Raw genomic sequence first — 23,487 nt, 5'->3', positions numbered from 1 at the left:
ACAGACCGCTACGTGAGAAGCAATTTGTTCAGGGCTCCATTGTAGGTTTAGGTAAGAAATGACAAGCGCCCAAATATGAAATGGGATTCTTTTAGGATTGGAGCGATGACGTTTTAAAGCGACTTTATGTGCATGTTTAGCGAAGTAACCATATTTCTAGCTTTATTTCGAGTGACTTCACTAGAGATAGTTGCTGGTGAACGATTTAAACACCAAGCGATATAGCGTTTGGAAAAACCTTCACGTAACAGGGTATAAATCTGATATCGTTCTTCTTGAGTAAGATGAGTATAGTTCATCATGCAACTTTGACTTTGACTTTGACTTTGATCGGTCGGAAGCAAAATACAATCTCATCTTGCTTCCTGCCAATAATTTAATCTTTGTTGCACTTCATTTAAGAATTGAAGATCTAAAATAAATTATTTAATTATTCGCCAAACTGAGATGAGACTGGCAACGAGAATAAAAATGATTGATATATACCAAGGCGCAATAATGGCAATGGTCAGTACAATAGCGATCACACTACCGAAGAGCCAGCTACGTTTTTGCTGGTGTTCCATCTCTAAGCGCATGGTTTGAATTTCATTAAGTTGTTTTGCGTGCCATGCAGACTGATTTTTTAAACCATTTAAGCTATCTATTAATAGCGTAGGAAGATCTTGTGCACCTAAAAGTAGATCGGGAATTTTTTGCCCAAGTTCTTTGATATTCTTTTGTGGATTCATTTGCGCTTTAACCCAATCCGTTAAGATGGGTTTAGCAAGTTTCCAAATATCAAGTTCTGGATATAAGTCAGTACCTAATCCCTCAACATGCACCAAGGTTTTCAATAAAAGCATAAGCTGTGGCGGAATTTCTAAATGGAAACGGCGTGCAATATCCATGACTTGCAATAAGATTCCCGCGAAGTCTAGCTCATGCATTGGCTTAGACACCATTGGACCGACAGTACGGCGCATTTCACGCGAAAGCGCATCTTGATCAGTACCCGGTGGAATCCAACCTGCTTGATGAACAATCAAGATTAACTGCATGAAATCACTGTTCATGACTGCCAAAAGCATACGTGCAATGGTCATTTGGTCATGTTTAGACAACTCGCCCATGATGGCGCAGTCTAATGCGATAAAGCGTGGATGACTTGGATTAATGGTTTCTACGAAGACATTGCCGGGATGCATATCTGCATGAAAGAAGTTGTCACGGAAAACCTGAGTGAAGAAAATAGTTAAACCTTTTTCAGCCAAGTCTGCACGATTCATCCCTAAGCGATCAAAGGTTTCAAGATCTGAAATAGGCACGCCACTAATACGTTCAGCCACCATGACATCTTTACTGTCCATATAGACTTCAGGCACATACATCATGCTAGAGCCTGTAAAGTAATGACGCATACGACGGGTATTATCTGCCTCTAAACTCAAATCTAATTCATTAAGAATAATTTGACGGTAGTCTTGAATGATTTCGGATAGATGTAGTGCGCGTGCTGCTTCTAATCGTTTTTCAAGAAAAGCACCTAACCATTCTAAAATTTCAAAATCTTCAATAATTTGAGCATAAATGTTCGGACGTGTGACTTTAACAACAACTTCACGACCATCATGTAAAGCTGCAGTGTGAACCTGCGCAATGGAGGCTGCAGCAAGAGGTTGATCGTCAAAGCGAGCAAACAACGTATTTACATCGGCTTTAAATGATTCCTGAATCCGCATTTTTGCGACATTATTATCAAAAGGCTTCACGCGATCTTGCAGTAAAACCAGTTGTTGTAATAATTCAGGTGGAATCAAATCCCGACGAGTTGAAAGCAATTGACCCAATTTAATTGCAAGAGGGCCCATATCCTCTAAAGCTTCTTTCAGTTTGAGCGGATTTTTACGCTCACGACTTGACCATGCAGCAGGATGCATGTGAATAAATTTAAAAATTGGGCGCGCTTTTGCAGGTATGTCTTCCGCAGGAAGTAACGTGTCGAGTCTGTAGTGCGCCGCGATGCGCCAAAGTTCGATTAAACGTCTAATATGCGGAATCATAAATGCACTTACCTAATTTTATGTGAGATTAAATTGAGACTGAAGTTGTGATATTTTTGCTTCAAGACGATCAATATTTTGTTTCAATTGACGCGTGTCTTGATTTAAATCATCCATTTGCCAACGTGCTGCAAATAAACCACTATCTTCTTTAATAAAGTCTTTTGCAAAAAAAACATGACTTTCTAATGAGCGCAGAATTTGCTTGGGCGCGATTTGAATTTTGCCTATTTGGCTGGCTAAGTTCGGACCGACCCAATCACTCAGTTTTGAGGCAAGGTCTGGTTCAGTATGTTGTATGATTTTTTGAATATTCTGAAGCAAGTGATAATCGCCTTGCAAGGGAATATTACCCACATCATCAGCCATGAGAAGTTTGATTAATTCAACAAAATTTTCGACACGCAATGTTGCGTCAGCATCTGTGATGACTTGAACAGCATCAAAAGGTCGTTGTTCAAAAATCGAAGGCTTTAGACTATGTCCAGTGACTGTGGGTTCTAAACGGACTTTTTCATGATCAAAAAATACATCAACTGAAAGCTGAGGTGAGTCAATCACTACACGAAGCATTTTGCCTTGTAACGTATTCAGTTGAATGCGAGTGATCGCATCCAAATTGATACATTGATGAATAAAACGTTCAGCTGCACCAAGTGCAAGGATTGACCACATAATAAATCCTTTGACCAAGACTTAAAGTTTAAAGCCACGATGAACAGCGACAACACCTGCGGTTAAATTATGATAATCACAGTTTTGGAAGCCGGCATTTTCCATCATACCTTTTAAGGTACGTTGATCTGGATGCATGCGAATAGATTCAGCTAAATACTTATAACTTTCTGAATCATTGGCGATAATTTTACCCATGATCGGCAAAGCTGTGAAAGAATATAAATCATAAAGTTTTGAAAACGGTTCAAAAATTGGTTTAGAGAATTCCAAAATTAATAAACGACCACCTGGTTTTAATACACGGTACATAGAGGCTAAAGCGGCATCTTTATCCGTCACATTACGCAAGCCAAATGAAATCGTGAGCAAATCAAAACTATTATCTGCAAATGGTTCTAAGGTTTCAGCATTGGCTAAAACGAAATCCACATTGGTACAACCCGCATCGATTAAACGATCACGACCGACATTGAGCATAGACTCATTAATATCAGAAAGTACTACATGGCCTGTTGGTCCGACTTCACGGCTAAAAACTTTGGCTAAATCACCTGTGCCGCCTGCAATATCAAGAACGTGCTGACCACGACGTACACCTGACATATTAATCGCAAAACGTTTCCATAAACGATGAATACCAAATGACATCAAGTCATTCATGATGTCGTATTTGCTGGCTACAGAATGGAATACTTCTGCCACTTTTTGTGCTTTTTCTTCGCTATTGACTGTTTTAAAACCGAAATGTGTGGTTTCACCGACATTTCCAGTATTTGCACCACGAGGTAAATTGTATTTAGGCACATGACTGCTTACAGGCGAATCCGTCAGTGTTTGTTGGAGTGATTGCTGCTGGCCTTGTGGTACGCCTTGAGGAAGTGGTTCAGTTAAGAAAGGACTGACTTTGTCTGTGTTATTTGCCGACTCAGTTTGAGCATTAGGCTGTTGGTTTTCATTCGACATTCGAGTCACTCCTGAACACAAATAATAGTAAATCTTTGAGAAGAAGCATGATGACAGATTCTTTCGTTTTTTACAGTGTCGATCATGCAATTGATATGAATAATATACAGAAAAATTAAAATGATTGAATTTTGATTCAACAACAACAGATCTAAAATAAGCTAAATTAGATCGTATTTGTCATCTTAATGAGTCAGATACGTTTGTTTAACGAGCAAAATACTGCAGAACCACCAGCTCGGAGAATCAAATCATACTTATGTGTATTTAACATTAAATGCTAAATGGATTGGTTTTACCCGCATGTACATTTTCAATAATCACTCGCTCTTTTTCAGTGAAGACAGCAATGAATGTCGCAGCTGACTTCATCGGTTTCATCGCGACAAATCCCTCACCAATAAAGTCATACATAAGCTCGAACTTATATTTACTGGCAGTGCCTTTACACATTTTAAAAGCGGTATGCATAATGAAAGAACGCATATATTTATCTAAACTGATCCCTAATTCATCCAACATGTCCAATTGTTGGCGTCGTGCATGTGCTTGATCGACTTTTATTAAGGTGAGACGCATTATTTCATCATCAATGATTTTATCCACGGGATAATCTTTTAAAAGTTGTTTCGCAACTTGCTCATCAAGCTCCATCGCCAATACAGCAAGACCGACAGATTTGAGGCCAGTTTTAATGGCATTTTCAGGAATAATTTTTTCAGCTTTGTGTGCGTACTTGAGTAAGCGTTCTATTTGCAAAGCCAGATCATCAAACTCAGCTCCACCATAGAGACGATTGATAAAATAATGTGCCATCAATATGTGCTTAGGCTCATTGAATAAATCTTGATGCGTTTTTTGGATACGATTTTTGAGCCAATTTTGAGCTTCATGTAATCGTTGTTTCAGGACTGGATCTGAGTGATAACTTAATTGTTTATATTGTTCTAAAAGTTGGTCTAATGCAGCAAGTTTGGACATATTGAAGCTCAATGTATTTTTACCTGATCAAGCATAATTGCCGTAGCAGAAAAGCGCTATGACAAATCAAGCTTAAACTGTTTGAAAATAAGTCAGGTCTGATCTTAACGGACAGACTTCATAACATTTGCAATAATTTGTACAGCCAGATGCCGCAACAAGACAGACTTGAGTATACTGAGAAAAATAGAATAATCAGAGAAGAATATGCCAGAGAAAAGTGTGAGTGAACAGCAAGCAGGTCTCGAGTTAAAGTCGACTGATTTAAAGCCAAATGAGTTAAAGCCAAAAGAGTTAAATAAAAATGAGTTAAAAGCGAAGCAAAGTGACTTAACAAAAGAATCGACTAAAAAATCGACTAAAGATTCAAAGCCAATGGATTCAAAGTCCACTAAAGCTCCGACTGAAAATGAAGAGGCTCTGGATATTGAAGATCTAAATCTTAAATTAATCGAAGCTCAATATGCGTTAAAAGATACCCGTAATAAAAAAAATGCGAAAAGCTTAATGATTTTAGTCAGTGGAATTGAGCTTGCAGGCAAAGGCGAAGCCGTGAAGCAACTCCGTGAGTGGGTTGATCCACGATACTTACGTGTTAAAGCTGATCCACCAAATTTGATTAACAATCATGTGGCTTTTTGGCAGCCTTATACTCGTTTTGTTCCTGCTGAAGGTCAGATGATTATCTTATTTGGTAATTGGTATAGTGATCTCTTGGCAACAACCTTGCATGTGTCGAAGCCGTTTGATGACACTTTATTTGAGTCTTACGTTAAGCAGATGCAGGCCTTTGAACAAGATCTGAAAAATAATCATGTTGATGTGATTAAAGTTTGGTTTGATTTGTCTTGGAAGTCTCTACAAAAACGCTTAGACAAAATGGATGCTTCTGAGCAACGCTGGCACAAATTACATGGTTTGGATTGGCGCAATAAAAAACAATATGACAATGTGCAACGACTACGCAATAAATTTACCGATGACTGGCACATTATTGATTGTGAAGATCAAGAGCAACGCGACTATCATTTTGCTGAACATGTTTTAACGCATTTAACAAACCTGCCCAATCATCCAGTGAAAGTTCGAAACAAGTGGAAACAAGCGCCTATTCCTGAGCAGTTATTACAACCGAGTGTGGACGTATTAGAGAAACAAGAATATAAAAAAGAATTAAAAAAACTCACTAAAAAAGTAGCCAATGCACTCAGGGTAGAAGGTCGTAATACGATTATTGTTTTTGAGGGAATGGATGCCGCAGGAAAAGGTGGGGCAATTAAGCGAATTGTGAAAAAGTTAGATCCGCGTGAATACGGAATTTACAACATATCTGCTCCCGAAAAGTATGAGCTTGCGCGTCCTTATTTATGGCGTTTCTGGAATAAAATGTTAGAGCATGAAACGATTTCTATTTTTGATCGGTCTTGGTACGGACGTGTCTTGGTCGAACGGATTGAAGGTTTTGCGACAGATGTTGAATGGAAACGGGCATACGAAGAAATAAATCGTTTTGAAAAAAATCTATCAGATACCAATACCGTCGTGATTAAGTTTTGGTTAGCCATTAGTCAGGATGAGCAAGAACTCAGATTTTCAGCCAGAGAACAAACACCACATAAGCGTTTTAAAATTACGGCTGAAGACTGGCGAAATCGCGAGCGTTGGGATGATTATTTAAAAGCTGCTGCGGATATGCTTGAAAGAACCCATACCGAATATGCGCCTTGGTATATGATTGCGACCAATGATAAATACTCGGCTCGTATACAGATTTTAAAAGCGCTTTTAAAACAGTTAAAAGCAGATTAATTTCTTGTTGGTGGTGAGGGGGTGTTCGCTGATTAATTAACACACTAATGAGCAGGCGAATGAACAGATGAAAAAAGAGCGGATCCATTATCCGCTCTTTGAAAGTTATAACGCTTCAGCGTTATTTGTCAGCGTTATTTAAAAAAATTAACTAACGACAGTGGCTGTTTGCTTTAGTTGAATGCTTTTTGCAAGTTTATAACTTTCTTCAACATGAGCTTCTGCGACTTTTTTCATCACGATGTAGCCTAAGCTTGCGGCAATGATTGAACCACCCAGTGGAATAAATTTCGTCACCTGTTTGGTCAGTACCTTCGCTGCGACATTGTTGATAGACATTTTTGCAGCAGTTCTGGCAGCGACTAAACCAGAAAATTCGAAGCCACGTTTACGCAGCTCATTCCAATGTATTTTTTTGGTCTTTGGATCATAAACACTGATTTGTTCAGGTGATAAACCAAAGCGCGCATTAATTTCTGGAATGATGATTGACAGCATGCCAATATCAATCATTACATCGAGAAAGGGAACGGGAATAACCGCGACACCTGCAGACACATAAGAGCGTTTTTTAACCAAATCCAGACATTCGGCACGAATCTGTTCCAAGTCTAAATTAGGATCAATCGAGTCTGGAATTTTATCTATTTTCATTGCTTAACACCTAAATATATATTTGATTTTTTCTGCATAAAATGCTGTATAGACACATGGTTTTATGAAAGTTTTATGAAGTCTAAGCGGTAAAAGTGACATACTCAGTTTAAGATGTATAGTAAATTTATGTTTATGGTTTTTGTACTTGATTGAACTAAATTGTTAAGCGCGTTATACAAAGAGGGTGTATGGGGATTCATGTTATTCAAAGCCAGCAAATTCAAGTGTTGGTACAAGGCGTATTACACAGTATCAATAAGCCGTCCAAGAATCCTTTTACCGTTCTTAAAACCCAGCATTTTGTGGTGCCCAGCTCCGCGATTCAAGAATGGCTGACGCAAACGATCGCCGAGCAGCAGGGGATTAGTGCCAACAACCAGTTTCATCAAAGAATACGTGGCTTTCAATGGTTTTGTTATCAGCAGGTTTTGGAGGACAAAGACCATGTCCGTAAAGCCAATATTCCACGATTAATGATGAAGTGGCGTATCTATCAGACCTTAAAAACCTTTATTGAACACGAAAATAATCAACTGGATCATGAGCATCCTTTATATGCCATTGTGCAACGTATTTATGACAGTGCTGCGCAGTTAGAACACAGTGTAGAGAAGCAGCTAAAAAAGCAAAGTATGTTGTATTGGGTTTCGGAACAAGTATCGAAACTGTTTGCAAACTACATGCAATATCGTGGCGATTGTCTTAAAAACTGCGAAGGCTTATGTCGATGCCCGAGCAATTGGTTGGCTCAATGGGGCGCAAATCAGCATTTAGATATAGAGCATTTATTCCCTTTAAACTCGGATCAAGATCAAAGTTTTAAATTCAATCAAGCACAAGAACTTGAGCAATGGCAACGCTGGCTTTGGCAACATACTTTTCATGATGATTTCATTGAGATGCAAAGTATTGATACTGAGTTTTGGGCCATTATGGATGATGAGCACAAACGCGTAGATGTTTTGAGTTCATTGCCTACACAAGTCATTGTTTTTACATTATTAGAATTACCACCTGCGCAATTACAGTTCTTGCGCAGATTGGGACAGTATTTGGATGTTTTGATTTTACATTACAACCCTTCACAGGAATATTGGGCGGATAGCGTCGATCCGAATTGGAAAAAACGTTACGACTTAAGCGTGAAAGAGCGGTTTATTGCTAAAAATCCGAAAGCCACAGATGAAAAAATTGAGCAATTTTTCCAAGCGTTCACTTTGAATTTTAATGCTGAAGTCCGAGAGTCTAGACATCCTTTATTGACGCGATTTGGTAAACAAGCGCGAGACCATTTTTCGATTTTATCCAACTTGTCTTCTGGTGAAGAAGGGCAATGGGTTGATGCTTTTGTCGATGAGTATCCGACCCATTTGTTGGGCAAACTACAGTCTGATATTTTGTATTTGGTCGAACCTGAATTTCAAGGTTATCAGCTTGATCCGCAAGATCAATCGATTCAAATCCATGTCTGCCATTCAGGCTTAAGACAGCTTGAAGTACTCAAAGATCAATTGCTGCATTGGTTGTCGCAAGGCAGTGTCGAAAATCCACGTCGACCAAGTGATATTTTAGTGATCGCGCCTGATTTAAAGCAGATGGAACCTTTGATTCGAAGTGTTTTTACGCAAAGTAGTCAATCCAATGGTGTCTTTCTACCGGTTAAAATTGCGGGTGTTACTCAATTAGACGCCAATAACGCTTGGCGTGCTGTATTGGGACGAATTAACTTAGTATCGGGTCGCTTTAGTCTGCAAGATTTTGCAGATTGGCTCAATTTAACGGCGACGCAAATTCGTTATGATTTAGATGTCAAAACGACTGAACGCATGATTGAATTACTAATCCAGGCGGGCTTTAAACGTGGCTTAGATGCAGTTCATTTAAGCCAGAGTTTGAGTCAGGAGGACACGGATTATCGTTATAGTTTTAAATTTGCTTTAGACCGTTTGGCTTTGGGTGTAGCTGTACCAGAACACCAAGTGTTTGATGAGACTTTAAGTTTTGCACAGGTTCTCTCTAGTGACTTTGCACTGATTTCAAAATTGATTGATATTTATCAGGACTTTGAACAGCGTCGTGATTGGATGACTTTACACGAATTAGGGCAGCGGAAGCCTGTAGAGTATTGGTTAGATATCTTAAAACGAGATATAGAAGAATTCCAGCTCGCTGGTGTAGATGCGCTACAAAGCATTCATCAAATTGTTAAAAAGCAGTACACCATGCTGACGTTGTCTTATAACTATGACAAAGAGAATCCTGAGCAATCCGACCTCTATAATATTCAATTGCCACTGCCCTATATTTTAGAAGAAATTCAAAGCACTTTAGATAGTCAATTAGAACAAGCGCTACCGACAGGACTGATTACCTTTAGTCAGATGGGGCACATCCGACCTGTGCCTTATAAATTAATGGTCATGCTGAATTTAGACAGCGGTAAATTTCCGAATCGTAATACTCAATTACCTTTTGATTTGATGAGTTTGCTCAAGCCACAACTGGGTGATCGTTCACGTTTAGAAGATGATCAGGGCGCATTTTTAGATGCACTTTTATTGGCTCAAGATAACCTGTGGTTATTTTATAATGGCTTTGACGTGAGTGATGGGGAGGTTCGAGAACCCTCAAGCGTACTGCAAGAATTGATCAGTCATTTAGCCTATATTAGTCGCGTAGATGATGCGCAACTACAGGCTGATGCTCAAACTATACTTTCAGAAATTCACGAAGAAACCAATCAAGATAATCAAAACCAAGATCATCAAAACCAAGATCATCAAAACCAAAATAAGATCGTCAGTTTGGTGAATAAAGATGGCATTGATGTGCCTAAAAACATTCAACAACTTTATCAAATACATCCATTACAACCCTTTGACCCTGCGGGTTTTAGCTCAAGTGTGCCGTTACGTTATCAAGATCATTGGTTTGATGTTGCACAACGACTATTACATAACGACGGACATCGACAAGCTTGGGTGAATCAACCTTTTGATGTGGTTTCAGAAGAGCTAGTGGTGTTGGACGCTGGGCAATGGATTCAGGACATGACCTTCCCGGCGCGGCTTTATTTGAAAACATTAGGCATCGAAAATTTAAAATCTCAAGATATCCCCGATCTTGATGAACCCATCGTATTAGATGGTTTAGGACGCTACGCCATCCGTGATTTTCTACAACAGCAAGATCCAAATGAACAGATTGATCGTCGCGTTTTACAGGACCGATTGCCTGTCGGAAAGGTGCAGCATAGTACTTTAGAAATGAGTTTGGCAGAACAAGACAGCTTAAAACAACGGCTGTACCAATACGCTTCTGAAGTAACCAAAACCACGCAGCGCCAATGGCGTATTAGACCAAATTTGGTCATGAATATCACCCTACCGAAACTGCTGGTGACCGAGTGGGTGAGTTTGGTCGCTTCGGGTGCTCGTGCCAAAAGAAGAGTTAAAACATGGTTGGAATATTTACTCTGGGTGAGTTATTTAAACTTGGAAGATGAGCGCGCAAAATCCTTAAAGAGAATCGCCATTTTTAGTGACGTTACGATCATTAATACTGGTTTGACTACCGCTCAAGCCAAACAATATTTACACGCTTGGTTGAGTGCTTATGACTATGCACAAAAAGAACCTTTGGTTTTGCCTGCTGCATTGCTTCATATTTTGTCAGAAAAAGATAAAACTCTTGATTGGGTAGAGGATGAAGAGGGTCGTGCGAAGATCGCAAACTTTGCTGATCTGCAAAAAGAATGGGATAAAAGCGATGCCTACTTAACTTTTTCTTTGAGTGATATGGAATGGAGCAAAAAGCATCGAGATTGGCAATTTATTCTACAAGATCAAGACGCAACGGCGCTATTAAAGTATGCATGTGATCAATACGCTTATGATCTGTATCATCCCATTGAGGTTTATCAAGAAGCGGTGGAGGACTAAAAGATGACATCGAATCAAGTCTCGACCCAACCGATTATTGACATGAGCTTCGAAGGTTTACATTGGATTGAGGCGTCTGCAGGAACAGGAAAAACCTATACGCTATCCAGCTTGATGGTTCGGATTTTACTAGAAAAATATTTACCGAATCAGATCATTGCAACGACATTTACACGGAAGGCCGCAGCTGAACTCAAAAGCCGCGTTCGTCTTCGTTTGGTCGAGACGCAGCAATTTTTTGAAAGTTGTCGTGAGCTGACCGAAGCTGAGATATTCTCTAAAGCGGATCAAACCACCGATCCTTTATATCGAGTTTTATTAAAGCATTTTTCGAGTCAAATTGGTTATGCATGTGAGCGACTCAAGTTGGTCATCGATCAGCTGGATGAATTATTTGTGGGGACCTTAGACAGTTTTAGTCAGAAACTATTACGCGAGTTTGCTTTTGAAAGTGGCAAGATTGAATATGCCACGATTACCGATGATGCAAAACAGTATAGTTATCAACTGATTCATGATGTATTACGTGAGTGGATTCAGCTGCAATCTCAACCGACGATTGATTACTTACTGTTAAATAAAAAACTCAAGTCTCAAGACGCCTATGTGGCGGTGGTTGAAAGCAGCTTGAATTTTAGTTCGGCTTATTTTCAAGAGGTCAAAGCGCCAGTACTGAATCTTAAAGAATTTGAAGCGGAAATAGCGCGGTTCAAAGCACTGGATTTAGCACAGGTTCAAACGCTTTCTGAGTATTATTTGGCAGAGGGACAGTATTCGAAAGTTGTCGCAAAAAAATGGCGCGATGCTGCACGAATGCAAACCTTGCTTGAACAAAGCTTAGCGAAGTTTATCGATGCAATAAAACAGCAAGATATTTACGCAATATTTTCCCCGCAATTTGCTCAGACTTTCAAAGCACTTAAGGATCTTTCTACTGGAAAGGTCCTCAATAAATGCCCTGAAGATGTACTCGCCAGTTTTGAAAATCATACGGTGATTCAGACATTAAAAATGTTTTGTATGGCGGTAGATAAGCTACATCTTGATTTAGATCAGTTGGACAGCTTTCTTAAATATCATCTGTCAAATGAAGTCAAAAAACGTTTGCCCCAAGTCTTACAACAAAAAGGGGAAACAACTTTTGCGCAACAAATTCGAACATTGGCAGAAGCGTTGCAGGGTAAGCAAGGCCAACGTTTTGCCAGTTATGTGCATGCACGTTATCCCTTGATTTTGGTTGATGAGTTTCAAGACACCAACCAAGACCAAGATGATATGTTGGCACAAATTTGGCGTCATCCAAACCGAATCTCTCAAGGTTGTATGATCATGGTGGGTGATCGTAAACAGGCCATTTACGGATTCCGTGGTGGAGATATGTTGACTTTCTTAAAAGCACATCAAGATGTCTTTGGAAAATCGGGTCATGCTTATAACTTGATTGAAAACCATCGCTCCGTCCAGCCTTTGGTTGAAGTGGTGGATGCATTATTTCAACGGCAACCTGATTTTGGTGAGCAGGTGACCTATATGCCCGTTCAGGCAGGTCATCGTCCTCATCCAGCGCTCATCGATATGCAGCAAACCAATCCAGCGCCATTACGTTGGATGCAGCTGGAACAAAAAGAAACTGAAGCAGAGCAAGTGGCTTGGAAAATCCGTGAATTATTGAATCAAGCGATTCAAACAACGTTGAGTTTTGGAGACGATCAAAATCGTCCACTCATCGAAAGTGATCTGGCGGTGCTATCTAAAAATCATTCCGCATTGGACAAAGTGCAGTCCGCTTTAGAGTTTCTTGGAATTGCAGTCAACCGGCCCTCTAAAAGAAGTGTATTTGAGAGCCAAGTGGCGCGTGATATTGGCGCAATGCTGACTGCGATCATGCATCCTTTTGATGAAGGGAAAATCAAACGTGCTTTATTGAGCCGATTAATGGGTTTTAATTTGCAGCAACTCATTCAATTAGAGCTTCAAGCGGATGGTTTAAGTGCTTATATTGAACAATTTGATCTCATTCGTAATCTTTGGTTGCAACAAGGCTTTTTAACCGCTTGGCAATATGCACTTAATCAATTCAACATTTGGACAAATTTAGTCGATCGACAAAGTCGTGATAATGAACGTACGGTGGTTAATCTCAGACATCTGACAGAAGTGTTAAGTCAACACAGTGAAAGCTATCCAGGTGCTCAAAATCTTTATCATTGGTATTTGAAACAGCTGACAACGCCTTTACAGCGCGAATGGGAAATGGAACGTAAGTTATCGAATGATGCTGGCGTACAGTTGATGACGATTCATCAGTCTAAAGGCCTGGAATTTAAAATCGTATTTTTATTGGGTGCAGATAGCCCAGTTCGAGAAATGAATAAAACCCTGAATTTTTCCAAAGCTGAAAATCAAAATTTACAAACAGGACAATTAGAGCAACGCCGTGTAGTTGCCATTAATGATCCTCAAGCTTTAGAGGATACCGCTATTGAACAACATAACGAGCGGAATCTCGCTGAACATCGTCGCTTGTGGTATGTGGCTTTAACTCGGGCGAGTCATCGGGTTTACGCGATGATGAGCGATAGCAAAGGTACATCTAGTACAGGCTTGGCTTTTTGGCGAGGTCATGGTGCTGATGCTTTTCAACATCCTTCGAGTATGCAAGAACCTCTCTTATTGGAAAAACCGCAACGAATAAAAGTAGCAGTGAGTGAATCGAAAATAGATATCGTTGCTCAAAAATTTCCAACACAACGCTTTTATCCGCGCAGTAAAACCAGTTTCAGTTATTTGGCACAGCATTTGACGCGTCAACAAATACAAGATGCGCTGGCCGTACTTGAGGTTGAACAAGGCGGCGCAGAAGATGAATCACAAATCACGCTTTCCGTTCCTGAAGTCGTCGAAAATCAGCAGCCTATTGCGTGGATTAAAGCTCATTTCCCCATGGGGACTGTGGCGGGTAATTTTTTACATGAAATTTTTGAATATTTAGATTTTCAGAATTCATCAAATTGGGCAGTGGAGATTAAGCGCCGTTTTAAAAATGAATATTCCATTTTAAGACATGAATTAATTGAAAAAAGCCAAAAGGCCTTTCCAGAACATTCGGATCATGACGCATTATGTATTGAGTTCATGTTGCAATGGTTGAAGGATGTCTTAACGACGCCTATTTTTAATGATTTTCAGTTGATTGCGCTGGGTCCTCAACAACATCTTGTCGAGTTTCCTTTTTATTTAGCCTTATCAGATCGGGTGTTAGCGATTCAAAGGATTCATCAACTTTTCGGTGAGTACGGTATTGTTATGCCAGAATTTAAAGAAGCCAATTCTGCTCGCTATTTAAAAGGTGAAATTGACCTTGTTTATTTTGATGGTCAGCAATATCACATCGCCGATTATAAGAGTAATTTTTTGGGTACGAGCCAAGAAAATTATCGTCATAGTGCAATCAAAGACAGTATGTCACATGCAAGTTATTGGCTTCAGGCAGCACTTTACTTGGTTGCATTACACCGTTATCTCAAAGTCCAATTGCTAGATTACGATATGCAGCGTGATTTGGGTGGGGCAACGTATCTATATTTACGAGGAATGAATGGGCAGCCAGAGCAAGGATATTTTTATTGGAAGCCTGAAAATGAATTTATTTTAAGACTTGATGCTATTTTAGGTTATTTTGCTGAAGATAAATCCATCAAAATAGCGTGACTTATTGAGATAATTAGATATTAAACAATATTTTAGATTGTGGATAATCGTGTTTAAAACCATGTTTATAACTTTGAGGATAACTGTGTGGAAAATAATCAGCATCTTGAGAATCAGACACCGCAATGGATTAGATCTTGGGCTGAATTTATCTTAAAACAGTCATCGCTCAGTGTGAAAATAGATGAAAATTCAATTAAATTGGTTGAGCAAATTCTTTTGGCGACATTGCAAGGGGATAGTTGTATTGCGCGAACCGAACAAAGCATTGAGTTATTAAATCATTTTATGATCAGTGCAGAGCAGGCTGAAAAGGAAGTTGCTCCTTTTGTTTATGATGATGAGTATTTATATTTATATCGTTATTGGGGATTAGAACAGCGTTTGTCTATTCAAGTTAAACGATTAAAACAACAGCAATTGACCGAAATCGATATTCAACCCTATGCGCATTTGCTTGAAGATGAATATCAAAAAAATGCATTAAGTATGGTCGCTAAGCAGTCGCTAAATATTATTACAGGTGGTCCAGGTACAGGTAAAACCTATACGCTGGCACGAATCATTGCTGTATTAAGTCAATCAACACCAGATATTCAAATTGCGATGGCAGCACCTACGGGTAAAGCCGCACAGCGTATGCAGGAAGCCATGCAAAAATCATTTGCAGATGAAAAGCTGAATGCACTGGGTTTGGTATCCGATCAGTTAAAACAACAAGATACTTTCACAATTCATCGCTTATTGGGTTTGGGTACACAGTTCAAACCGCGTTTTAACTTAAAACAGCCGTTGCCTTATGACATCATCGTCATCGATGAGGCGTCGATGCTGGATTTAAACTTGGCGACTTTATTGTTGGAAGCGATTCCAGATCACTGTCGTTTAATTTTATTAGGCGATGCCAATCAGCTGGCGTCAGTGGATGTCGGTGCGGTACTGGCAGATTTACAACAAGTCGATGCTTTAAAAGATAATCATGTCAACTTAAAGACCAGTCGCCGTTTTAAAGAAGGGGCAATGATTGGTTTAACCGCACAATTTATACAACGGCAACATCAATCTGATATTTCCGCTAGGGCTTCCTTAGATTTTGTTTCCTCAGATATTTTAGATGCATTTGAACAAGATGTCGTTCCAGCATCTCAAATCAGTAAAGTTCAATTAAAACATGGTATGCAAGATATCGTTCAACTTGAATATTTACCAGAACATATACCAGCACAACAATTGAATGATTATTATCTAAAATTGAGTTGGGGTTATCAGCGCTATATAGAGGCTTTAAAAGACTATATTGAGTGTGAATATCAAGAGGATAAAATACACAACATCATCAATGCTTTTGATGATTATCGAATTTTGACTGCTGTTCGTCATGGTGTATTTGGCTTAGATCGAATCAATAGCGAAATACAAAGTACTCTCTTGGCTCAGTTCCCCATGCTGAATAAACAAGGGGATTGGTATATCGGTCGACCTGTGATGATGACCTATAACGATTATCAACTTGGACTTTCCAATGGTGATATTGGAATATGTTTTAAACATCGTACTCAAAGCGGTTTATTTGAAGTGTATTTCCCCAGTTTAGACAAGTGGTTGCCTGCGACTCGATTGCCTAAATCGATTCAAACTGCGTTTGTTTTGACTATTCATAAATCGCAAGGTTCCGAGTTCACTCATACAGCAGTCGTGTTGGATGAGTCTGCTACAAAACTGTTAAGTCAAGAGCTGATTTATACCGCGATAACGCGTGCAAAATCTGTAGTAAGTATCTTGGCAAACCGTAATGCATTTTCGCAATCATTGACTATTAAAACAGTAAGGTCGGGCGGATTGGTCAATAAAATGAATAGCTTATTTTTATCAAACAGTTAACTCTGTTCAAATAATTTTGTAAGCAATAGCGTACACAGATTAAGGATATTGCCGCATAGAGCTTCTGTTGTTTTTTTGCGATGATTGCTTACATAAAGTGTTCAACACGGAAAGTTGAATAAAATCGCTAATAATAATAATGAGAGTCGAGAGACTGCGAACTTACAAGAAGTAAGTAAAAAAGAGGAAATTTACAGCCGCTAAGCCTTGTAGTTTTGGGAGAGACTACAGGGCTTTTTTATGTCTAATGATTGCAGTTTATATACACAGTCTACAAAGTGTACGAATATGCTTACACATTTATACGAAAAGTGTGACTTGCTTGCTATTTTTTAATTGTGCATAATCTGTGCATAGGGAATAGAAACTCTTAAGAACAAGGACCGTATTAATAACAATTTTACAACAACCCATAATAAAAAATAAATAACATAATTATAATTAAAACATAAGAACCTACAGCGTAAAGAAAAGCCCCTAAGTTTACCTAGGGGCTTTTCTTATGTGGAGTTATTTAAAAACTGTTGAAGCGAAGACTTGAATAAGGCAACGTTTAAAATAAACATTACACAATATTGGACTCGAGTGGCGATGAACCAAAGAGTGAGCGGCGTTGAGGTTTTGGTGTCTTATGGCATTGCTTTGAAATTTGATAAAGCACATTGGCTAAAGCGGGTAGGTGTGTGCCAATGACAGACTTACCTGTATTTAGAAAAGAAACACTGATATCACGTTCAGGATCTGCCCAACATAAAATGTTAGAAAAGCCTAAATGACCAAAAGCTTGTCCTGTATTCGGGCCAAAAATTCCAATAGGATTACTCCCTAACATTGGGCCAAGGGCATAGCGCATTGGTGCAAGTAAGGTGCGATCAATCGTGAGATTGGATGTAGGTAAAGTAGCACGAAATACGGTTTCAGGGCTTAATATTCTTTTGCCCTGATACTCACCACCATTGAGTAGCATTTCAAAAAAACGATTGGCTTGTTCTGCAGATGTGTAGATATTTCCCGCAGGACAAACAGTATCCATAAACCGTGAGTCATTGGTAACATCGACTGCCAATTGTAAGCCACCACCCAAAACGCGATTTAAATACTGGTCTGTACCGAGTTTTGGATGCATTCCCGTAGGATAACTCAAAGCCACTTGATCGCGATATTCAGGTTTTAAACCATAATTAAAGAATGGCATATCCATCGGCTTTTCAATATGTTTATGCAGAAAATCACGAATATCCTGTCCAGTTACACGTTCAATTAATTCACCTAAAATATAACCTGCCGTAACTGCGTGATAAGAGAGTTGCGAACCTGCACGAGCTATTGGTTTTGCTGCATATAATAATTTTAATATTGCTTCGCGATCGAATAAAAGCTCAGGTGTCACATCCGTTTCAATTTTAGGAATACCGCCTCGGTGCGAGAGTAAATGAAAGATCGTAGCGCGACGTTTTCCATTGGCTGCAAATTCTGGAATATAGCGACTTACTGGATCAAGTAAATTAATTTCGCCTTGCTCATTCAGTAGGTGAACCAACATGGCATTGATCATTTTAGAGGCTGAAAATAAGCAAACAGGTGTGTCTGGCGTTGCGATGACATCATGAGAATCTGCAGTTTTCCCGATATGAGCTCGACTATAACCTATGCTTCGATTGATCATGATGTGACCTTTACGTCTTAGGCACATGCTTATCATCGGATGATTGCCTGTTTTATATAACGACTCTACGCTTTGCCAAATTTTATCAATTTGTTCTTGAGTCATACCCCCGAGTTCAGGATTAACTTCATTTTTTGAGGTGCTAATGCTCTTTAAATCTTCAGGGACATAATATGTATTTTTAGAAAGTAATTTCACGATTGTTCCAGGTTTCATTTTTTTTATTGAAAGCTAGTATGCCTTTTTAGTTATTTTAAGTCAGTATCTTAACTGCCATATCTTAGGCGATAATTATGCAAGCTCAATTAAAGGCGGATAACTTTGCAATTTGAGGGTCGATCCTTTAAAATAGTCCACTGCTGTAGTGATGCACGGCAGTCAATTTTGTTTTGAAGAATAAAATTGATTTGTATCAAAAACTTATCTTATAAGCATCTCGGAGAAATCGAATGGCTTTAACAAATGCAGATCGCGCAGAGATCATCGCTAAATTCGCTCGCGCTGAAAATGACACGGGTTCACCAGAAGTTCAAGTATCTTTATTGACTGCTCAAATCAATGATTTGCAAGGTCACTTTAAAGAACATAAACACGATCATCATAGCCGTCGTGGTTTGATTCGTATGGTTAACCAACGCCGTAAGCTTCTTGATTACCTTAAAGGTAAAGATACTAGTCGTTATGCTGCATTGATTGCTGCTTTAGGTTTACGTCGTTAATTCGATTAAACTTTTATTTTCGGAATATCGCATGTTAAGTGCTTTATTACTGAGAGTTAGAGTCTGTCTAGATTTGTCTAGATAAAAGAGAAGGGGCGATGTTTCGCTCCTTCTTTGTGTTTCAAATTCGTGTTTTACTCAATATGAGTATTTAAATTGTCTAGTGAGGTCGGCTTCTAAGCTTTGTCATTTAAATCCAATGGTGTGAATGTCAAACCTTAGGGGTCTCCACTAGAATAAAATCAGGAAAAATAAAACATGTCGATGTTTAATATTATTCGTAAAGAATTCCAATACGGTCAACATACTGTTGTTTTAGAAACAGGTCGTGTTGCGCGTCAAGCCAACACTGTTGTGATTACAATGGGCGGCGTGACTGTTCTTGTTGCGATCGTAGCTCAGCCTAAAGCAAAAGCAGGTCAAGACTTTTTCCCACTCACCGTAAACTACCAAGAAAAACAATATGCTGCGGGTCGTATCCCAGGTGGTTATGGTAAGCGTGAAGGCCGTCAATCTGAGTCTGAAACTCTAATTTCACGTTTGATCGACCGTCCAATTCGTCCATTGTTCCCAGAAGGTTTCTATAACGAAATCCAAGTAACAGCGACCGTTGTATCTTCTGATAAAACGATGGATGCTGATATTGCTGCGATGATCGGTACTTCAGCTGCAATGTCTATCGCGGGTGTTCCATTCCGTGGTCCGATTGCAGGCGCACGTGTTGGTTTGATCAACGGCGAATATATTCTCAACCCAAATCACGAACAGTTAAAAGAATCTGATCTTGATCTTGTTGTTGCGGGTACTGAAGCTGCTGTACTTATGGTTGAATCAGAAGCGAAAGAGCTTTCTGAAGACCAAATGTTAGGCGCTGTACTTTTCGGTCATGACGAAATGCAAATCGTAATCCAAGCGATTAAAGAATTTGCTGCAGCTGCTGGTGCGGTTGAATCAACTTGGGTTGCACCAAGCAAAAACGAAGCACTTTTAGGTCAATTAAAAGAAGCATTCGAAGCTAAAATCTCTGAAGCTTATACTGTAGCTGTGAAACAAGATCGTTATGCGGCTCTTGATGCACTACATGCTGAAGCTGTGGCTCAATTCGTTCCTGAAAATGACGAAACGGGTATTGCTGACGAAGTAAACGAATTATTTGAAGACTTAAAATACCGTACTGTACGTGACAATATTTTGTCAGGTAAGCCACGTATTGATGGTCGTGACACGAAAACTGTTCGTGGCATTGACGTACAAGTGGGTGTATTGGGTCGTGCACACGGTTCAGCATTATTCACACGTGGTGAAACTCAAGCGTTAGTTACAACGACTTTGGGTAATACTCGTGATGCATTGATGGTTGATACATTATCAGGTACGAAAACTGATAACTTCATGTTGCATTACAACTTCCCTGCATATTCTGTCGGTGAAACAGGTCGTGAATCTGGTCCTAAACGTCGTGAAATTGGTCATGGTCGTTTGGCACGTCGTGGTGTTCAAGCCGTTCTACCACCAGCTGATCGCTTCCCGTATGTGATTCGTATCGTGTCTGATATTACTGAATCTAACGGTTCGTCTTCTATGGCTTCTGTATGTGGCGCTTCATTGTCACTTATGGATGCAGGTGTGCCATTGAAAGCACCAGTTGCGGGTATCGCAATGGGTCTAGTGAAAGAAGGCGAGCGTTTTGCAGTTCTTTCTGACATCTTGGGTGATGAAGATCATTTAGGTGATATGGACTTTAAAGTAGCTGGTTCTGCTAACGGTATTACTGCGCTTCAAATGGATATCAAGATCGAAGGTATCACTGAAGAAATCATGGAAGCTGCATTGAACCAAGCTTATGCGGGTCGTATGCACATCCTGAATGAAATGAATCAAGTGATTTCACGCGCTCGTCCTGAAATTTCGATGCATGCGCCTACATTCCAAGTGATCAACATCAACCCGGATAAAATCCGTGATGTGATTGGTAAAGGTGGTGCAACCATCCGTGCGATCACTGAAGAAACTAAAGCTGCAATTGATATCGAAGATAACGGTACAGTTCGCGTATTTGGTGAAACTAAAGCGGCTGCAGCTGCTGCGGTTGCTAAAATCCAAGCGCTTACTGCTGAAATCGAACCAGGTACGATTTACATGGGTAAAGTCATTCGTATTGTTGAATTCGGTGCGTTCGTCAACATTCTTCCAGGTACTGATGGTCTACTTCACATCTCTCAAATCTCTAACGAACGCATTGCGAACGTTTCAGATGTATTGACTGAAGGTCAAGAAATTAAAGTACAGGTTGCAGATGTTGACAACCGTGGTCGTATTAAATTAACGATGAAAGATATCGAACAAGCTCAAGCTTAATCGACTGTGTTTCAAATAAAAAAGTCCGCTTAATGCGGACTTTTTTATGTCATGATGACGCTACGCATTTATCCAATAATTCATTATTCATATGCAAATTTATTATTTTTATTTAAATACCGCCGAACAATATACTTATGTGACGAAAGTACGTTTAGCAGAAAAAGAACCTGAGTTTATATGGGTCGACTCTACTCGGACAGATGTGATTCATCGCTCCGAACAGTGGCAAAAAGAGATTTTTGAAAATACGCAAATCATGCTCAATGAATATCACGTACGAGATATTCTGAACTTAGAACATCCATGCGTGTTTGATGCGATGGATGATTATAATTTATTAATTTTTAGAAAATTAATTACGCCTGATGATAAAATTAACACGGGTGAAAATGCCTTAGAAATTCATGAAAATGTCTTCGGTCTTGCGACTACACCAATCAGCTTTATTCTAAGCTCACAAGTTTTAATCACCGTTAGAGAAGTCGGAAACCGTGCGATTGAAGCATATATCGAGCGTACTGAAACCATCGTATGTCGTCCAATCGAAGAACAAAATAAACCTAGAAAATTAGCCTCAAACTCTTTGGATCTCTCCCTAAGATTATTAAATAGTATGGTCGATGGTTATCTAGATTTACGCTTACCTTTAACGCGTCGTGTTGAGTTTTGGCAACAGGCTTTATTGCAAGGGCATAGACGCTTTACCCAGTGGAATCAATTATTACAAGAAAATATGGCGTTTCAACAAATGGAAAATTTGTGTGAAGAACAAATTGAAGCGCTCTTAGAACTCAGAGATGAAATCGTTGAAAATTACCCACAGTTGAAGGCAAAGAAAAAAGCGGATAAGCAAGATATTATGTTGGTGAGAGTGGATGATTTGTCCAGTCATATTGAGCGGATTCAGAAGCATACTACTCGATTACGCAGTGCAATACAGGCTGCAATGGATTTGCATTTTTCAGCCATTGCCAATCAAACCAATGAAAATATGCGGATTCTTGCGATCATTACCGCCATTTTTGCACCGCTGACATTGCTTACAGGCATTTATGGAATGAATTTTGAGTTGATTCCAGGTCTGAAAGATCCCAGCGGTTTTTGGATTATGATGGCGGCAATGTTGATTTGTACAATCGTGTTGATTATTTTCTTTTACCGCCGTCATTTGGTCGGACGTGGAGAACGTAGTGTGATGGATATGTTGGCACAACAACACAAAGATCAACACGTGAATCTTTTTTGGTTCTTGGACTATGAACCCATTAAACACACCATAAAAGAAGTTGAAAAAATGACCAAGTTTAAATAACGGTGTTACAGAGACGGCCGTAATTTAATCAACTGATGCTTTGAGTAATATTGAATAAAGTGAATCTTTCAGTTTAAGCTTTTTACGTTTTAGACATTCAATATCTTCATTAATTAGATTGACTGGATCTTGTTCTAATTGAGTGATTTGACGGTCTAATTCATCATGATCAATCATCATTTTTGCAAAATGAGGATCATCTTGTAGCAGGGTTTGCATTAACTCGCGATGTTCAGGGAACATGTTTTTCAGTTTTTTATTCATGATTTTTGTGTTCATGGTCGATTTGTCTACCTCATTTCAGATTTAAAAAAGAAGGGAGAAGATTCATCACGATGAAAAATCTTCAGGGTGTTGTCATATGCTGTAAATAGCGTATTAAATAATATTGCACATAAAATATGACTCAATCTTTTAAGCTTAAGATTGATTGAAAGATGAATATTTCACCTGATTTCGTAGTTGCTGAACTTCATCAATCAAATCAAGCATCATAGCAACAGCTGAAAGACTCGCTTCAAAATCGCGTTGTAATCGATAAGCGCGTCTCGCTCGGGTCAATTCCTCTCCAAAGAACTGATGAATTCTGGTATCAGTTCGTGCAGGTAAAATTTCGTACTCTAAAAGCTGTACTACCCATTCAGGGCTTTGCCCACAAGCTTGAGCAAAATGATGTAAATCAAAAATATAGTGTTCGTCCACAATTTCAGCTTCTAGACATCCATTTTTGATGATTTCACGATATTGAATCGTCGCCATCTCAGTA

At 39.3% G+C, this 23,487-nt stretch carries 16 protein-coding genes; 7 read left to right on the top strand and 9 right to left on the bottom strand.

All coding sequences use genetic code 11. The features are described 5' to 3' along the window. Positions 1–113: 113 nt before the first annotated feature. From V5M36_RS14105 to V5M36_RS14085, 5 genes are all read right to left on the bottom strand, one after another. Entirely contained in the window at positions 114–299 is a 186-nt protein-coding gene (locus tag V5M36_RS14105; protein ID WP_338560124.1) for a helix-turn-helix domain-containing protein, read from the bottom strand. Positions 300–422: 123 nt separating this feature from the next. Continuing rightward, complete coding sequence (locus V5M36_RS14100) at positions 423–2,042, bottom strand: ABC1 kinase family protein (protein ID WP_338560123.1); 1,620 nt, start codon at positions 2,040–2,042, stop codon at positions 423–425. 18 nt (positions 2,043–2,060) lie between these two features. Continuing rightward, positions 2,061–2,717: a ubiquinone biosynthesis accessory factor UbiJ gene (locus tag V5M36_RS14095; RefSeq protein ID WP_338560120.1), complete on the bottom strand. Its 657-nt coding sequence runs from the start codon at positions 2,715–2,717 to the stop codon at positions 2,061–2,063. 21 nt (positions 2,718–2,738) lie between these two features. Next, a complete protein-coding gene (ubiE, locus tag V5M36_RS14090; RefSeq protein WP_338560117.1) occupies positions 2,739–3,683 on the bottom strand; it encodes a bifunctional demethylmenaquinone methyltransferase/2-methoxy-6-polyprenyl-1,4-benzoquinol methylase UbiE in 945 nt (314 codons plus the stop codon). A gap of 273 nt (positions 3,684–3,956) precedes the next feature. Then, the gene (locus V5M36_RS14085; protein ID WP_338560116.1) at positions 3,957–4,664 is read right to left on the bottom strand and encodes an FFLEELY motif protein; all 708 of its coding nucleotides are present in this window, start codon (positions 4,662–4,664) and stop codon (positions 3,957–3,959) included. A gap of 375 nt (positions 4,665–5,039) precedes the next feature. On the opposite strand from V5M36_RS14085, the gene pap reads away from it, so the two are divergent. Beyond that, positions 5,040–6,473, top strand: a complete 1,434-nt coding sequence (gene pap / locus V5M36_RS14080; protein WP_338564246.1) for a polyphosphate:AMP phosphotransferase — start codon at positions 5,040–5,042, stop codon at positions 6,471–6,473. Positions 6,474–6,620: 147 nt separating this feature from the next. Here the strand turns inward: pap and V5M36_RS14075 are convergent, their stop codons facing one another. Continuing rightward, on the bottom strand, positions 6,621–7,127 hold the full coding sequence (locus V5M36_RS14075; protein WP_338560114.1) for a hypothetical protein: 507 nt from the start codon (positions 7,125–7,127) through the stop codon (positions 6,621–6,623). Between the two features lie 191 nt (positions 7,128–7,318). On the opposite strand from V5M36_RS14075, the gene V5M36_RS14070 reads away from it, so the two are divergent. The 3 genes from V5M36_RS14070 (at position 7,319) to recD (ending at position 16,663) form a co-directional block, all read left to right on the top strand. Continuing rightward, positions 7,319–11,071, top strand: coding sequence for an exodeoxyribonuclease V subunit gamma (locus V5M36_RS14070; RefSeq protein ID WP_338560112.1), 3,753 nt, complete (start codon positions 7,319–7,321; stop codon positions 11,069–11,071). Positions 11,072–11,074: 3 nt separating this feature from the next. Then, positions 11,075–14,782 carry a UvrD-helicase domain-containing protein gene (locus tag V5M36_RS14065; RefSeq protein WP_338560110.1) on the top strand — a complete coding sequence of 1,236 codons (3,708 nt, stop codon included), beginning with the start codon at positions 11,075–11,077 and terminating at the stop codon, positions 14,780–14,782. Positions 14,783–14,869: 87 nt separating this feature from the next. After that, the gene (recD, locus tag V5M36_RS14060; protein ID WP_445206278.1) at positions 14,870–16,663 is read left to right on the top strand and encodes an exodeoxyribonuclease V subunit alpha; all 1,794 of its coding nucleotides are present in this window, start codon (positions 14,870–14,872) and stop codon (positions 16,661–16,663) included. Between the two features lie 565 nt (positions 16,664–17,228). Here recD and V5M36_RS14055 read toward each other — a convergent pair. Further along, positions 17,229–18,527 carry a serine hydrolase domain-containing protein gene (locus V5M36_RS14055; RefSeq protein WP_338560108.1) on the bottom strand — a complete coding sequence of 433 codons (1,299 nt, stop codon included), beginning with the start codon at positions 18,525–18,527 and terminating at the stop codon, positions 17,229–17,231. Between the two features lie 251 nt (positions 18,528–18,778). Between V5M36_RS14055 and rpsO the strand changes: the two genes are divergently transcribed. From rpsO to V5M36_RS14040, 3 genes are all read left to right on the top strand, one after another. Next, the gene (gene rpsO, locus V5M36_RS14050; RefSeq protein ID WP_338560106.1) at positions 18,779–19,048 is read left to right on the top strand and encodes a 30S ribosomal protein S15; all 270 of its coding nucleotides are present in this window, start codon (positions 18,779–18,781) and stop codon (positions 19,046–19,048) included. Between the two features lie 264 nt (positions 19,049–19,312). Continuing rightward, positions 19,313–21,406, top strand: coding sequence for a polyribonucleotide nucleotidyltransferase (gene pnp, locus V5M36_RS14045; RefSeq protein ID WP_338564242.1), 2,094 nt, complete (start codon positions 19,313–19,315; stop codon positions 21,404–21,406). 91 nt (positions 21,407–21,497) lie between these two features. Further along, positions 21,498–22,721, top strand: a complete 1,224-nt coding sequence (locus V5M36_RS14040; protein WP_338560104.1) for a magnesium transporter CorA family protein — start codon at positions 21,498–21,500, stop codon at positions 22,719–22,721. A 24-nt stretch (positions 22,722–22,745) separates the two neighbouring features. Here the strand turns inward: V5M36_RS14040 and V5M36_RS14035 are convergent, their stop codons facing one another. Further along, positions 22,746–23,000 (bottom strand): YdcH family protein, encoded by a 255-nt coding sequence (locus V5M36_RS14035; RefSeq protein ID WP_338560101.1) that lies wholly within the window; start codon positions 22,998–23,000, stop codon positions 22,746–22,748. Between the two features lie 141 nt (positions 23,001–23,141). Further along, positions 23,142–23,480 carry a chaperone modulator CbpM gene (locus V5M36_RS14030; protein WP_338560099.1) on the bottom strand — a complete coding sequence of 113 codons (339 nt, stop codon included), beginning with the start codon at positions 23,478–23,480 and terminating at the stop codon, positions 23,142–23,144. Between the last annotated feature and the right edge of the window lie 7 nt (positions 23,481–23,487).

Source organism: Acinetobacter sp. KS-LM10 (assembly GCF_036896575.1).
GTDB lineage: Bacteria > Pseudomonadota > Gammaproteobacteria > Pseudomonadales > Moraxellaceae > Acinetobacter > Acinetobacter avistercoris.
This window is presented reverse-complemented; position numbering and strand designations above follow the sequence as displayed.

Excerpts from the sequence above, each read along its gene's own strand:
- V5M36_RS14105 (WP_338560124.1), bottom strand. The coding sequence starts at position 299 with ATGAACTATACTCATCTTACTCAAGAAGAACGATATCAGATTTATACC.
- V5M36_RS14100 (WP_338560123.1), bottom strand. The coding sequence starts at position 2,042 with ATGATTCCGCATATTAGACGTTTAATCGAACTTTGGCGCATCGCGGCG.
- V5M36_RS14095 (WP_338560120.1), bottom strand. The coding sequence starts at position 2,717 with ATGTGGTCAATCCTTGCACTTGGTGCAGCTGAACGTTTTATTCATCAA.
- ubiE (WP_338560117.1), bottom strand. The coding sequence starts at position 3,683 with ATGTCGAATGAAAACCAACAGCCTAATGCTCAAACTGAGTCGGCAAAT.
- V5M36_RS14085 (WP_338560116.1), bottom strand. The coding sequence starts at position 4,664 with ATGTCCAAACTTGCTGCATTAGACCAACTTTTAGAACAATATAAACAA.
- pap (WP_338564246.1), top strand. The coding sequence starts at position 5,040 with ATGGATTCAAAGTCCACTAAAGCTCCGACTGAAAATGAAGAGGCTCTG.
- V5M36_RS14075 (WP_338560114.1), bottom strand. The coding sequence starts at position 7,127 with ATGAAAATAGATAAAATTCCAGACTCGATTGATCCTAATTTAGACTTG.
- V5M36_RS14070 (WP_338560112.1), top strand. The coding sequence starts at position 7,319 with ATGGGGATTCATGTTATTCAAAGCCAGCAAATTCAAGTGTTGGTACAA.
- V5M36_RS14065 (WP_338560110.1), top strand. The coding sequence starts at position 11,075 with ATGACATCGAATCAAGTCTCGACCCAACCGATTATTGACATGAGCTTC.
- rpsO (WP_338560106.1), top strand. The coding sequence starts at position 18,779 with ATGGCTTTAACAAATGCAGATCGCGCAGAGATCATCGCTAAATTCGCT.
- pnp (WP_338564242.1), top strand. The coding sequence starts at position 19,313 with ATGTTTAATATTATTCGTAAAGAATTCCAATACGGTCAACATACTGTT.
- V5M36_RS14040 (WP_338560104.1), top strand. The coding sequence starts at position 21,498 with ATGCAAATTTATTATTTTTATTTAAATACCGCCGAACAATATACTTAT.
- V5M36_RS14035 (WP_338560101.1), bottom strand. The coding sequence starts at position 23,000 with ATGAACACAAAAATCATGAATAAAAAACTGAAAAACATGTTCCCTGAA.
- V5M36_RS14030 (WP_338560099.1), bottom strand. The coding sequence starts at position 23,480 with ATGGCGACGATTCAATATCGTGAAATCATCAAAAATGGATGTCTAGAA.